The organism is Arthrobacter sp. TJ-217 (assembly GCF_058269255.1).
Map to the genome: position 1 here is coordinate 78,107 of NZ_JBZCNJ010000004.1, position 13,831 is coordinate 91,937.

The window sequence follows — 13,831 nt, forward strand, 5'->3', positions numbered from 1 at the left end:
TCCCGATCATGACCTCGAAGGGTTACAGAGACTAGCCAGCGAAGGGCGCTCTCTCCGCGACATCGCTGACCTCGTTGCGCGGGCGAGCCGCACTGAAGATGTGTTCCAGTTGGCAGCGATTGAGGCATCCCGGCAACTTGATGGTGACGCGGTCACGATCACTCGATACACCGCCGTCGACGAAATCACGGTGGTGGCCGCCCATGCCGGCCCGACGCCGATCGGCACCCGCATAAAGTTCGGACCGGATACCCAGCCGCATCGAGTACGCCAGCAGAAATGCAGCGTGCGTGTCGATGACTTCAGGCTCGAGGTCAACGCCGCTCTCGCCGAGCGGTATGGGCTTCGGGCGTGCGTTTCAGTACCGGTGATCATCGAAGGCGTCGTCTGGGGTGCATTCTCAGCCACCTCCCTCACCGGACCCCTACCTAGGCGCACTGAGGACAGGCTCGAGAGCTTCGCTCAACTCGTTGTGACGACGATCGCCAACATCGAGGCGCGGGAGGAACTGCGCGCTATTGCCCAGCACGATCTCGCAATACGGTTTTTGGCCGAGCAATCAGTCACGGGCACCTCATCCGAAATCGCGCTGGCGATGACCGTGGATCACGCGCTCACCCTGCGAGGCGTTGCGCGGGCAGCTATCAATCCGCCCCCGATGACACTCTCATCACCTCCAGAAAGCTCAACTTCGACGGCGGAGGATCATTTGTCCCTGTCCTACCCCATCCAGACCCACGAGCGCACCTGGGCGTATCTCGAGATTGAAGCGCAGGCTCACCCACTACCCGACACAACCGCCGCGCGGTTAACGAACCTCGCACAGGTCGCCGGCCAGGTCGTATCCGCGATCCTGACCCGCCTGCACCTGCGCCACCTTGCCGAGGAGCAGGCAGCACTTCGCAGGATTGCCGAGCTCATTGCAAGCGGCGCAGCGCCGTCGACCGTCTTCCATTCCATCGCGACAGAACTGTCCCGCCTGCTCGATGACTCGCCGGTCGTGATCGTGCGATTCGACGCGGATGGCCCGATAATAGCGGCGGCCTGTCGAAGCGGGATCCCAGCAGGAACAAGGCTCCCCGTGGTCAAAGAATCACTGGTCGAGCGGAGCCTGCGCGGCTCAAGGCACGTTGACGAGGTGACGTCCGCCGCGCGTGGCGTGTTCGGCAGCGACGCAGAAGCCGCCGTCGGGGTACCCGTCACAGTCGCCGACCAGTTGTCCGGCGCTTTGCTCGTTGCGCCCCGTCCGGATACGAAGGCGGGCCCTGCCGGCATTGATCTTGAAGCCTTTGCTGACCTCGCTGCGGCGGCTATTGCCAACGCCCGGGCCAGGGAAGCGCTCATCGCCTCCAGAGAGCGCATGGTCAAAGCAGCAAATGACGCACGGCACCAGCTACAACGCGATGTGCACGACGGAGCGCAGCAGCGGTTGGTACACACCATCCTGGCGCTGAAGCTCGCCCGCGACCAAGGCGCGCACGGGATGTCTACGGCCGCCCTCATTCAGGAAGCCTTGTCGCACGCCGAAGAAGCCAACCGGCAACTGCGGGACCTGGTGCGGGGCATCCTGCCCGTCGCGCTCACTCGAGGAGGTCTCGTGGCTGGCATCGAATCCTTCGTCACCGACCTACCGGTGCCCGTCACGTTGCACCTGCTGCTGCCCAGACTCCCCGCGACTGTAGAGACGACAGGGTATTTCACCGCCGCTGAGGCGATCACGAACGCCATCAAGCATGCGCACGCAGAGCATGTAGACGTCGCAGCGTGGCTCTCGGATGCAGGAGACGAGCTTCACCTACGAGTGCGCGATGACGGCGTGGGCGGCGCCGACCCAGACATGGGAACCGGACTCACTGGACTGACCGACCGCATCGAGGCCGCCGGTGGAACGATTACCATCACGAGCCCATCAGGATCTGGCACGGACCTCGAAGTGACTCTTCCACTGTCCTCGGCTTCCCAACGTAACGGGGATAGGTGATTGGAGCCGCCCACTCAGCCGGTCGGGCCAGTGCTTCACAAACAACATACGTGCATCACAATGCTAGACAAACTTCAAAAACGGAGCAGAATATTCAGCATTGAAGCGGGCCACTAGTCGAACCGCGGAACGGTAGAACATCTGGCGGCTCTCCCCAATGGAGGGTGGGCCCGCGATTTCGAAATTCAATTCGCCATGAGCGGTGGATTTCCACGTTCGATTGACTGAGCGACATTGACACCGGTGGGATCAGGAACCCAACGGAAAAGACACTTGAAGCTGCCTCCCTCCTCCAGCAGGGTCTACACAGGAATTTTCGGCCGCACAGCCGTGGCAATCCGCGGGTGTCCTTCCAGCCGAAGGGCGCAGCGCCCGAATCAACAATCCCGGCCGGTCCGGTGGACACCATTGTGGTGTTCGCTGGGTATCCACTGTGGTGTTCCCTCGCCCTGTCAGCACGTAGGGCCCTGCCACCACGACGCCCGGTCCGGGCACGCATTAGCCGAAGGTATTGCGCCATGCCCGAAAGGGAATCTCGGCCGGGCCCAAATCTTTATGGAAGGTTCAATTATGGAATTGCAGGCACCTGTCACCAGAAGGTCTTGGCGACGGACGATGATAACGCTGCTCCTGGCATTCACGCTGGGGGTGGGACTTCCCTCGGCGGCCGGCGGCGGCCCGGAGGCCGGCAGTTCAGGGCACAAGGGCACCGCGCCGAAGCCGACCGTGGTTCTGGTCCATGGCGCCTTCGCAGACGCCTCGGGATGGGCAGGAGTGATCGAAAGACTTCAGAAGGAGGACTACCCGGTAATCGCTCCACCGAATCCGCTCCGGGGAATCATTGAGGACGCCGAATACCTGCGGTCGTTCTTGAGCACCATCACCGGTCCCGTCGTGCTCGTGGGGCATTCCTACGGCGGTGCAACCATCACCAACGCCGCCACCGGAAACCCAAACGTCAAGGCCCTGGTCTACGTCAGCGGCCATATTCCGGACGAAGGCGAAACTTTGGCCGAGGCGGGCGCTCTCGGTGGGGGCCAGACCGACCTCAACAACCACCTGATCGAGCGGCCATACCCCGGCGCGCCCGAAGGGGACGTCGATCTTTACATCGACCCCCTGTTCGTCCACGGGCTGTTCGCGCAGGACCTTTCGGCCAGGCAGGCAGCAGTGATCGCCGCAACCCAGCGGCCCGCAACTGCCCGTGCCTTCAACACCCCCTCAGGGGTTCCCGCCTGGAAGACAATTCCGAGCTGGGCGCTGATCGGGAACCAGGACCGCAGCCTCTCGCCCATCGCTGAGCAGTTCATGGCTGAACGGGCCGGCGCGACCATTGTGAGGATCGACAGTTCCCACTTGGCCTTCGTGAGCCATCCCAAGGAAATGACGGACCTCATCAAGGCGGCGGCCGAGGCCACTGCGGACTGACACGGAAAGGCAGGAACGCCGAAGAATCAGCCCGGCCGATCCCGGGCTGGTTCTTCTGTACACCAGATGGGCGACCCCCTTTCCCGCCTCGACCAGATTACGTTGGTGGCACTCCTCCACTTGAGGATGGTGCTGTTAACCGATGAGGCGTTTTCCCCCGGTAGTGGCTCGCCCGATCCCTGGCGGGTCGTTCAGTGTTCTTTATAGAGGTCGGGACGGCGGTCGTGCAGTGAATCGTTGAGTGGTCCGATGCGGGTTCGATCAGCCGTAATGGTGATGGTGGCGTCCAATTGGCCCGAAGGGTCGGTGCGTCCGTGAAGCCATCCGTCGCTGCCGATGATCGCGGTTCCCTGCGTCCAGGTATGTCCCCGCTCGGTTCCCCGGCGATCACAGCAGACAATCGCCATGGCAGAAGCCCGCGCCGCGGCCATGCCCTGGATGACCTCGGGCGGGTGCTCCCCGGCGGGCCGGGGCAGCAGTGGCCAGTTGGTCGGTACAACGGTGATCTCCGCGCCCCGCAGGGCCAGGGAGCGCGGCATTTCCGGGAATTCGAGGTCGTAGCAGATGAGAACCCCGACAGCGCCGGCGGGCGTCTGTATCACCGGGGGGACCTGCGTCCCTTTGGAGAAGAGGGATTGCTCCTCGTCCCACAGGTGGGTTTTACGGTAGACGCCTTGAATTCCGGCCTGGGTGATTACAGCGGCGCTGTTGAACAGCTCTCCGTCGCCCTGTTCGCAGAATCCGACAATCACAACCATGTCCCGTGCGATGTGTTTGGCCCACTGGTCAAACACGGGGTGATCAGCGGGAAGCGCGCACCGCTTTGCTTCGTCTTGGTGCAGGTAGTACCCACTCGTGGAGAGTTCCGGCAACACCAGCAGCTGGACCTTGTCGGTCGCAGCCGCTCTGATCGCGAGCTCGATCATCGAGAGGTTTACCTCAAGATCACCGACCAGCGGCGCAAGTTCGTGCGCCCGGACGGACACCTCGCGATCTCGGGCTCCGGCGCGCACGGCGGCGGTCGCGTCCGAATTCATCAGGCGCGGACCGGGGTACCGGACTCGGAGATCCGTGCCAGCCGATCCAGGCGCAGAGTAGCGGTGGCCCGGTGTGCGGCCATTCCCTCGGATGCGGAGATCACTGCGACGGCCTCGGCAAGCTCGGGGGTCGCATCCCGCTCCACGCGCTGATAGGTGAGCGGTTTGAGAAACCGCGACACCGATAGCCCCGCTGAGTGTTTCGCTCCACCGGCGGTCGGCAGCACGTGGTTCGTCCCTGCCATGCCCTTGTCGGAATAAGCCACCGTGCTCCACTCTCCAAGGAAAACGGATCCGTAGTTGCGCAGGGTCGAGTGGTAGTAGTCGTTTTCGCCGGTAAGGAGTTCGAGGTGCTCGGGGGCGAGGTCATCCATGAGCGCGGCCGCAACCTCCCGGTTGGCCGCGACCGTGACGGAACCATAGTCACGCCATGCGGCGCCGGCGATCTCGGCTGTCTCCAGGGTCAGAAGCTGCCGGTCCACTTCCTCAATCACCTTCTGACCCAGTTCCGCGGACGTGGTCACAAGCGCAGCGGGGGAGTTGGGTCCATGCTCGGCCTGGCCCAGAAGGTCCGCGGCCACGAGTACTGGATCGGCGTCTTGATCAGCGATGACCGCCACTTCCGAAGGGCCCGCAAGCAGGTCGATGGCTGTCGCGCCGAACAGTTGGCGCTTAGCCTCAGCAACATAGGCGTTGCCCGCGCCGACCAGCATGTCAACGGGCAGCTCGCCGAGCAGCCCGAAAGCCATCGCGGCCAGGGCCTGCACCCCGCCCAGGACGAATACCCGGTCGACGCCGGAAAGGTGCGCCGCGTACAGGACGGCATCATTGGCCCGGCCATCAGGCTGCGGTGGCGTGCAGGCCAGAACCGTCGCCACGCCGGCGGCCTTGGCCACGCCCACAGTCATGAACGCGCTGGCGGTGAGGGGGAACCGTCCGGCGGGCAGGTAGGCGCCCACGCGGGACAGGGGGATGTAGCGCACACCGGCTTTCACCCCGGGCACCACCTCGGTTTCGAAATCGACAAGATGCTCTCGCTGCGTTCGGGCGAATATCTGGGTGCGCTCGGCTCCGAGCTCGATCGCTGCACGCAGGTCGGCGGGCAGCCGGGCCCCACTGGTTTCAATGTCACCTGCGGATAGCTCGACGCCGCCCCTTTTCCATCCATCCAAGGTGCCGGCATACCTCAGTACTGCGTCCATGCCTCCGATCTCTATGTCGCGGAGCATTGTAGAAACCGTTTCGATGACGGCAGGATCGCGCTGGGCAGCGGGTGCATCTACCAAGGGTTCCTTGAGGTGGCGGTAACGGCCGGTGAGGCTCTGCAGCACGGAGGGAGTAAATAGCATGTCGTGATCGTAGACAGGATTACGGACCTGCCACAAGAACTATAGAAGCTATCGAAGCTATAGTTTTAGGCTATGACTCTTACTCAGTTGCGGGCTTTCCTGCTCGCTGCAACGCTTGAATCTTTGACTGCCGCGGCCGCCGCTCTGGGAACCACCCAGCCCACTGTCTCCGAACTGGTCCGCAAGCTCGAGGCCGAGCACGGACTGCAGCTGTTTGTCCGGGGCGGCCGGCGCCTCGTGCTTACCTCGGCGGGGCGGGAGCTGCTGCCGTGGGCCCGCCGGGTGGTAGAAGGAGCCGATGGCGCCGAGCAGTCATTGAATGCGTTCCGCGGCATGACCGGGGGAGTAGCCTCCGTGGGCGTTCTGCGCAATGCCCCCTACTACTTCCTCTCCGACCTTGCGGTGCGGTTCCATGCTGAGCGGCCGGGCGTACGCACGCGGCTGATCGGTCAAAACTCTGTCGAAGTTGCCGAAAGCGTCCGTTCCGGGCAGCTCGAGGCTGGCCTCGTCGTCCTGCCCATCACCGACGACGGGCTCGCCGTCACCCCGATTCTGCGCGACGAAGTGCTTTGGGCCACGACCGATGCGGCGCGGACGGCGCAACCGATGACCGTGGAGGCGATTGCCGAAGCTCCACTCATTCTGTATGACGCCCATTACGGATGGGAGGATCCCACCCGGCGGCAGTTGGCCGACCGCGCCCAGCTTGCCGGAGTGCGGCTTGAGCCGATGATTGAGGTGGAGAACGTGGAATCCGCCTTGGCGCTGGTCGCCCGCGGGCTCGGAGACACGATCGTCTCCCGGGCAGTCGCAGCCAGTGCAGCCTTTCCGTCCCAGGCATTCACGGTGCCCTTCGCCGACCCCTTTTTCGAAACAATCGCCGTGATCACGCGTGAGGATGCCGCACTATCCCCGGCCACGTCCGAACTGCTGCGGCTTGCCACCGAAATGATGAGAACCACCCATCCTGAGGGTGCATAGTTCTTTCCTATAGCTGACAGCGGGAAACATCGCCTTGTGCGATGCCTTCGGCGCATTTATGGTCGATCGATGGAACCACGATGCAGTGCGACTACCTCCGGAGGACAACCATGAACTCATCAGTCACGGCGGCACAGCAGCCGGCTGCGCGACCAGGGATCATCGAGTCCCGGTCCATCGACTGGGTACCGCTGACCGAGCGCAGCGGGAAGCCATGGAGCCTGTTCCCCCTGTGGTTTATGTCAAACGCCAACGTCACCACCCTGGCAACCGGCATGATCGGCGCTGCTCTGGGAGCATCCTTCGCGACTTCCCTCCTGGCCATCGTGCTGGGGGTTGCCGTGGGAACCGTCTTCACCGCCTTCCATTCGGCCCAGGGGCCGCAGCTCGGCCTGCCCCAGATGATCCAGTCCCGGGCACAGTTCGGCTTCCGCGGGGTCGCCTTGATCTGCGCGGTCGTGGTGTTCAGCTTGGTCGGCTTCAACATGTTCAACCAGATGCTTGCAGCCGAGATCCTCACGATGACCACCGGTTCAGCGGTAAATCCTCTGTGGTACTTCATGATCAGCGCTCTGGCACTGGTGCTTGCGGTGTTCGGGTATCACTGGATCCACAAGACACAGAAGTGGCTGACCCTGCTCTTCCTGCTCACCTTCGGCCTCTTCACCGTCGCCGCCATCTTCGTCGTACCCCTCGGCGGCGAGCAGTATTCCCTCACCGGGTTCGCCTGGGCGCCCTTCCTCGTTCAGTTCGGTGCCGCGGCAGCATACGCGCTGGGGTGGGCACCGTACGTATCGGACTACTCCCGATACCTGCCGCCGGAAACCCGGCCCGGAAAGGCGTTGGCCTACACCTACGGGGGTGTGTTCGTCGGCGCCGTATGGCTCATGGCCCTTGGCGCATTCATCGCCGCAGCCTTCCAAGGAACGGCCCCGCTGGAAGGGGTCAGGGATGCCGCTGATCAGATCGTGCCCGGAGCGGGATACTGGCTGCTCATCGCCGCACTCCCGGGTCTGGTGAGCGTCATCACCGTCAACATATATGCGGCAGCCATGGAACTCATCACCGCGGCTGACTCGATCAGGCCTTTGAAACCCACCCGCGCGGTCAGGGTCATCAGCTGCACCGTGATCGCGGCCGCTGCTTTCATCGGCTCCCTCCTCAGCACCGGTGAGTTCCTCGCGAACTTCGGCAGCTTCCTGGTCATCCTTCTCTATGTCCTGGTCCCATGGACCTCGGTCAACCTCGTCGACTACTACTTCGTCCGCCGCGGGCAATATGCCATCGGTGAGATCTTCAAGCCCAATAGCATCTACGGCAACTGGGGCTGGCGGGGTATGACCGCATATATGATCGGGATCGTCGCCATGGTGCCCTTCGCCGTCACCGCTTGGTACGTGGGACCAGTCGCGGAGGCGCTCGGAGGAGCCGATCTTGCCCTCTTTGTCGGTCTCGCAGCCTCCGCCATCGCCTACCTCATCCTCGGACGATCACTCGACCTCGACGCCGAACGCCGGATCGCCGACCAAGGCCGCGAAGCCTCGGGACAGGAGGCCATATCCTTCGAGGGCCGCCGATAGGCGCCAACCTCACTTTCCGGCAGGTTCCGGGCATCCTGCTCCAGAGGCGGCGTTACTACGACACGGGATCGAGTCAACGCCCGAACCCGTCAGTGGACGAAAATCCGGAGGCTATTGCCCCTTAGCCGCAAGCCGTCCACAACACGATGCCCTATCCGGACGCCCCTAATGTCCAGCACTTTCCCCTGTGTACGGTCTTCGAATGGCTGAACGCTGCACCGAAAAGCGGGGCGGGCGTGCACAGCCTCGAACCGTTCATCGATGCCGTCTTCTTCCCACCTGGTCGGATCCTAGTCGCCCACGGCGTCGCGGCCCCGACGCACGATGAGTGGGTCGGGCTCGCGGATCACTGAGGTGTCCTTGCCTTCGTAGTCGAACTGGTTGAGAAAGAAACGCATTGCGTTGATTCGTGCCCGCTTCTTGTCGTTGGACTTCACGGTGATCCAAGGCGCATGATCGGTGTCGGTTCGCAGGAACATCGCTTCTTTGGCTTCTGTGTAGTCGTCCCACCGATCCAGGGAAGCTAGATCCATGGGGGATAGTTTCCACTGTCGCACCGGATCAATCTGCCGGATGGCGAATCGGGTGCGTTGTTCCCGGCGTGTCACGGAGAACCAGAATTTGGTGAGGTGTATCCCGGAGTCGACCAGCATCTTCTCGTAGTCCGGCGCCTGCGTCATGAAGATCTGATACTCCTCTTCAGTGCAGAAACCCATCACCTTTTCAACGTTTGCCCGGTTGTACCAGGACCGGTCGAACATCACGATCTCCCCGGTCGTGGGTAAATGCTGGACGTAGCGCTGGAAGTACCACTGGCCCTGTTCTCTGTCCGATGGTTTGCCCAGTGCCACGGCTCGGGCGGAGCGCGGATTCAGATGCTCCGTGAAGCGCTTGATGGTCCCTCCCTTGCCGGCTGCGTCCCTGCCTTCGAACACAATGACGTGCTTAAGATTATTGTCTTGCCCCCAGTATTGAAACTTCAGCAACTCGATCTGCAGCAGGTACTTTTCCAGCTCGTACTCGTCCCGGGTGAGCCGCTCTTCGTACGGGTAGTCCTCCCTCCACGTTTCCACAGCCAAGCCACCGGGATCGATCAACTCTGGGTCCTGGCCCTGCCCGCCGCGAACGGTGTAACCCTGGCTCACCAAATGGTCGATGGCTTCGCGCAGGTTCTCCCGCACCCAACCTTGATCTTCGGAGTCCCATGTTGTGCCGGCCTGTGCCATCATGGTCTGCTTCCTGTCGTGCCGAGCGATTGGCGGCAGTTTAGCAGCGCTGGTCACCCGAATGGCGAGTGCGTCGGACCAGTTCGTGGGCCGAGGGGCGCCGGCGTCCCCCGGGTCCGCTTTGATGAGCACCGGGGGACCATGTGAAGTCCGTCCGGGGCGGAGCCTCACGAGAGGTGATGCACATTTGAAGTTCTGCTGTCAGTCCTTCAGCCGGGAGCCGTCATCCGCTTGAGGACAGCTCCTTTGTGGGCCGATCCAGGTGTTCCGGGTCAGCTACTGCGGGATGACGGCAGAACGCGCCGCAGGACATCGGACAGGGTCACGACCCCAATGCAACGATCGTTTTCCATGACGACGGCGAGCTGTTCCTTTGCGCCGCGCAGTTGAGCGAGGGCCTCGTACACCGGGGTGCCGGCCTCGAGCTGAAATGCAGGGCGGACGAGCGCGCTCACCGGCCGGCCGCTGGGCTCGAGGAGAGTGTCGCGGACATGTATCACGCCCGGCCCACCGCTTGATCCTTCATCAACCAGGATCCGCAGGTGCTTGGATCGAGCGGCGGCGGCCTGAACGCCTGCAACGGTCGCGTCGGCCGGCACGGATGTCAGAGCGCCAGGGGACATCAGCTCCTTGACCGTCAGCTTCTCAAGTTCCAGGACACCTGACAGCTGGGTCCTGAACGAAGCATCCAGAGCCCCGACGGATGCAGAATGCTCCACAAGGTGGCGGATCGTATCGGCGTCCTGCCCGCCGACGGCGGCCCGTTCCACGGGCGTGACACCACTGGCGGCGACCACCCTATTCGCCATGGCGTTGACCCACACCAGCAGGGGCCGGACGAGCCAGATGAAGACCCGCGACGGGACGCCGATGAGCTTCGCGGACGTTTCAGGGTGAGCGATCGCCCAGGATTTCGGGGCCATCTCACCGACCACGAGGTGAAGGAAGGTGACGAAGAGCAGTGACAGGGCAAACGCCGTGCCGCCGGCGATCGCCTCGGCAACACCCCAGGAGACGAGCACCGGTCCGAGCCACGCATCGACGGCAGGCTTGGTGATCGCTCCGAGCGCGAAGGTACAGGCGGTGATCCCCAGCTGGGCCCCGGCGAGCATGATCGTCAGCTCGTTAATGCCCCGAAGTGCTGCCCGCGCTGAGCGGTTCGTTGCTGCCTCGGCTTCAAGCCGGTGACTGCGAGCACCCAGAAGGGCGAACTCGATGATCACGAAGAACGCACTGAGGACGATCAGGAGCGCCGTGACGACAGTGACGGCCAGTGGATCCGTCATCGGTCCTCCTCCGTAAACTGGTTGGGCCCGATGGGGCGAGGCTGCTCGTGGCCCGTCTCGGCGCCTGTCCCGGCCTCATCTTCGATGACTTCCCGCAGATGGGCCCGTAGAAGGCTCGGCACGTGCCGGTCGATTTCGAGCACCTCGACGTCGAGGAGGCGTCGCACAGGCTCGTCCACGACGTAATCGCGGCCCTCCCCGGGGAGGAGGACCCTGACGGTGTCGCCGATGGCGGGAAGCTCACCGCGGGTGGCGATGAGAAGCCCCGAGAGGGTCTCGTAATCGCCGGAGGGAAGGTCGTGTCCAACGGCCCGCTCGACCTCGTCGAGGTGGGCGTCGCCACTCATACGCCAGCTCGACTCGTTCTCCGGCTCGATGAACGGAGGCATATCATCGTCGTGCTCGTCGGTAAGTTCGCCGACGAGTTCCTCGGCCAGGTCCTCGATCGTGATGACACCTGTGAAACCACCGTATTCGTCGATCACGCACGCAAGTTCAGAGCGCGAAGCCGTCAGCTGTTCCAGCGCATCGGGCAGCGACATGAGGGCCGGCAGGACCAACGGTGGACGCATGATGGTTGTGACCGCCGCTTCGCCGTCGACTCCCGGCTGCAGAAGGTCTGCGAGATGGACGACGCCGAGAGGCTCCTCGGTGCCGGAGACCACCGGGTAGCGCGTGTGGGCCTCGGCCATGCGGGTGCGCACCTCGTCCACCGATGCGCCAGGAGGCACGGTGCCGACCTGAGAGCGAGGAATCATCGCGTGCCCGATGTCCCGGTCGGGGAAGTCGAAGATGCGGTCGATGAGCATCGACAAGTCCTCCGGCAGGTCGCCGCTCTGGCGGGAATCGGCGACAATTCGATCAAGGTCAGCCGCCGTCGCTGCAGTGTCGACATCATGCACGGGTTCAACCTTCATCAGCCGCAGCAGCGCATTGGCCGCACGGTCGAACACGCTGATGAGCCACCCGAAGACCGTGAGGTAGATGGTGGTGGAGCGGGCGAGCCTGCGGGCGAGCGGCTCGGGGTTCGCGATCGCGAGGTTCTTCGGATAAAGCTCACCGAAAATCATCTGCACCACCGTCGCGAGAACCAACGCCAGCACAGTGCCGATCGAAATGCTCAGTGCCGCAGGGATGCCGGCGCCGCCGAGCAAGACCCCCACCGATTCACCAACCAGCGGCTCGGCCACGTACCCGACCATCAACCCCGTGACGGTGATGCCCAGTTGGGCACCCGACAGCATGAACGAGGTCCTGCGCGTCACCTTGAGGGCGCGCTGCGCCGAAGCGTCTCCTGCTTCCGCGCGCGCTGCCAAGCGTGCGCGGTCCACGGACATGTAGGCGAACTCCTGCGCCACGAAATAACCGTTGACCGCGATGATGGCCAGAATCACGAGGATGCCGGCCAGAAGCGTGAGGACCGCGGCGATCATCGACGCGCTCCGGTTTCACAGACCGTGGCGTCAGGGCACCAGTAGCTCCCCGGCTTTAGGCCCACAAGTAAGAAACAACAATGACCGGGGTCATCAAGTGACCCCATACGTGCTCGCAGCTGAACCAGCATCCCTCAGGTGATCGCGGAAATAAGTGCGTTCTACGATACCCGAGCAAACTGAGAGAACCCTGCGTCACCTGGTCGAGATCAACCACACAGCTGCGTTCGACTGCCAGGAAAGGAAACCCGGGTTCGCCGGCTCAAGCGTGCCCGCGGTGGCCCGCGCGGCCACCATCGATGCTGTGATCACACATTATGTCGGGGCGGACTGTCCGGCGCGGAGCGCAACGACTCCTAGACAACGCCGCACTGACAACGCCGCATTTGCAGGTCCATCCGTTACCCTGACGCTCCCGCGCCTCCGGCACCACCGCCCGCCCGCTTCCGCTTTGATGGGCACCGGGTGCATGGCAGAGTTGGACGCGAAGCACTCCCAGTAGAACGAAGGAACAGTGGCTACCAAGGTCAACAGCAAGGGAACCACCGGCACGCCCCCGACGGCGTCGTGGCGGGACGTGCAGCCGGCCCCCGTCGTGCTTCTCAGCGGCCCCGAGGACTACCTCGCGGCCAAGGCCTCCGAAACCCTCCGCGCCCAGGTGCGCCGCGCCCAGCCCGGTGCAGAACTCGTCTCCCTGGATGCCGGAACCTACGAGGGGGGAAGCCTCACGATGCAGGCCAGCCCGTCGCTGTTCGGCGACTGGAAAATCATCGAGGCAAGCAACCTCTCGGCAATGAACGATGCATTCCTGCAGGATGCACTTGACTATCTGGCCGACCCTTCGCCGGACGTCGTGCTCATCCTGCGGCACAGCGGCGGCAACCGCGGCAAGAAACTCCTCGACGCGCTCAAGGCCCACGGGGCGACGGCCGTTGACTGCCAGCCGTTCAAAAAGGACTCTGAAAAGGGTGAATTCGTCACTGCCGAGTTCCGGCTCGCCCGGCGGCGGATCGACGGCGATGCCGTCCGTGCGCTCGTCGTCGCCGTCGGGTCCCAGCTCGCCGAACTGGCAGCGGCATGCCAGCAGCTGATCGCCGACACCGCCGGCGACGTCACCGCCGAAGTCGTCGAAAAGTACTATGGCGGCCGTGTCGAAGCCACGGGCTTCAAGGTCGCCGACGCGGCCCTCGCCGGCCGTGCGGCGCAGGCACTGTCGATGCTCCGCCACGCCCTGGCGACTGGCGCCGATCCCGTTCCCCTCGTGGCGGCCCTCGCGATGAAGGTCAGGGCGGTCGCGAAAGTCCACGGCGCGCAGGGATCGTCGGCCCAGCTTGCACGAACCTTGGGCATGGCACCGTGGCAGGTGGACCAGGCCCGCCGGGAGGCGCAGCGGTTCACCTCCGAATCGCTGGCTCGCTGCATCAAGGCCCTCGCGGAGGCCGACGCGCAGGTGAAGGGCGGCTCGCGGGATCCGGTCTACGCGGTGGAGCGGGCAGTAACGATCATCGCCCTCGGCCACCACTAGGGCCC

Annotated in this window: 10 protein-coding genes; 5 read left to right on the forward strand and 5 right to left on the reverse strand. The window is 63.8% G+C overall.

Annotation, left to right across the window (positions count from 1 at the left end):
• Positions 1–100 precede the first annotated feature (100 nt).
• Together AC4D2R_RS08375 and AC4D2R_RS08380 are read left to right on the forward strand one after the other, a co-directional pair.
• Positions 101–1,981: a GAF domain-containing sensor histidine kinase gene (locus AC4D2R_RS08375; RefSeq protein ID WP_490939245.1), complete on the forward strand. Its 1,881-nt coding sequence runs from the start codon at positions 101–103 to the stop codon at positions 1,979–1,981.
• Between the two features lie 615 nt (positions 1,982–2,596).
• Positions 2,597–3,409 carry an alpha/beta fold hydrolase gene (locus AC4D2R_RS08380; RefSeq protein ID WP_490939247.1) on the forward strand — a complete coding sequence of 271 codons (813 nt, stop codon included), beginning with the start codon at positions 2,597–2,599 and terminating at the stop codon, positions 3,407–3,409.
• Between the two features lie 191 nt (positions 3,410–3,600).
• Here the strand turns inward: AC4D2R_RS08380 and AC4D2R_RS08385 are convergent, their stop codons facing one another.
• The gene (locus AC4D2R_RS08385; protein WP_490939249.1) at positions 3,601–4,446 is read right to left on the reverse strand and encodes a nitrilase-related carbon-nitrogen hydrolase; all 846 of its coding nucleotides are present in this window, start codon (positions 4,444–4,446) and stop codon (positions 3,601–3,603) included.
• Positions 4,446–5,795, reverse strand: a complete 1,350-nt coding sequence (hisD, locus tag AC4D2R_RS08390; RefSeq protein WP_490939251.1) for a histidinol dehydrogenase — start codon at positions 5,793–5,795, stop codon at positions 4,446–4,448. The genes AC4D2R_RS08385 and hisD overlap by 1 nt, the downstream gene beginning before the upstream one ends.
• A 72-nt stretch (positions 5,796–5,867) precedes the next feature.
• Here hisD and AC4D2R_RS08395 point away from each other — a divergent pair, with 72 nt between their 5' ends.
• Both AC4D2R_RS08395 and AC4D2R_RS08400 read left to right on the forward strand, forming a co-directional pair.
• Positions 5,868–6,776 (forward strand): LysR family transcriptional regulator, encoded by a 909-nt coding sequence (locus AC4D2R_RS08395; protein ID WP_490939253.1) that lies wholly within the window; start codon positions 5,868–5,870, stop codon positions 6,774–6,776.
• Positions 6,777–6,886: 110 nt separating this feature from the next.
• The gene (locus AC4D2R_RS08400) at positions 6,887–8,356 is read left to right on the forward strand and encodes a purine-cytosine permease family protein (protein WP_490939254.1); all 1,470 of its coding nucleotides are present in this window, start codon (positions 6,887–6,889) and stop codon (positions 8,354–8,356) included.
• A 290-nt stretch (positions 8,357–8,646) separates the two neighbouring features.
• On the opposite strand, the gene ppk2 is transcribed toward AC4D2R_RS08400, so the two are convergent.
• From ppk2 to AC4D2R_RS08415, 3 genes are all read right to left on the reverse strand, one after another.
• Positions 8,647–9,582 (reverse strand): polyphosphate kinase 2, encoded by a 936-nt coding sequence (ppk2, locus tag AC4D2R_RS08405; RefSeq protein WP_490939815.1) that lies wholly within the window; start codon positions 9,580–9,582, stop codon positions 8,647–8,649.
• A 272-nt stretch (positions 9,583–9,854) separates the two neighbouring features.
• Positions 9,855–10,868, reverse strand: coding sequence for a CNNM domain-containing protein (locus tag AC4D2R_RS08410; protein ID WP_490939256.1), 1,014 nt, complete (start codon positions 10,866–10,868; stop codon positions 9,855–9,857).
• Positions 10,865–12,301, reverse strand: coding sequence for a hemolysin family protein (locus tag AC4D2R_RS08415; protein ID WP_490939258.1), 1,437 nt, complete (start codon positions 12,299–12,301; stop codon positions 10,865–10,867). The genes AC4D2R_RS08410 and AC4D2R_RS08415 overlap by 4 nt, the downstream gene beginning before the upstream one ends.
• A 514-nt stretch (positions 12,302–12,815) precedes the next feature.
• On the opposite strand from AC4D2R_RS08415, the gene holA reads away from it, so the two are divergent.
• Positions 12,816–13,826, forward strand: a complete 1,011-nt coding sequence (gene holA, locus AC4D2R_RS08420; protein WP_490939260.1) for a DNA polymerase III subunit delta — start codon at positions 12,816–12,818, stop codon at positions 13,824–13,826.
• Positions 13,827–13,831 lie beyond the last annotated feature (5 nt).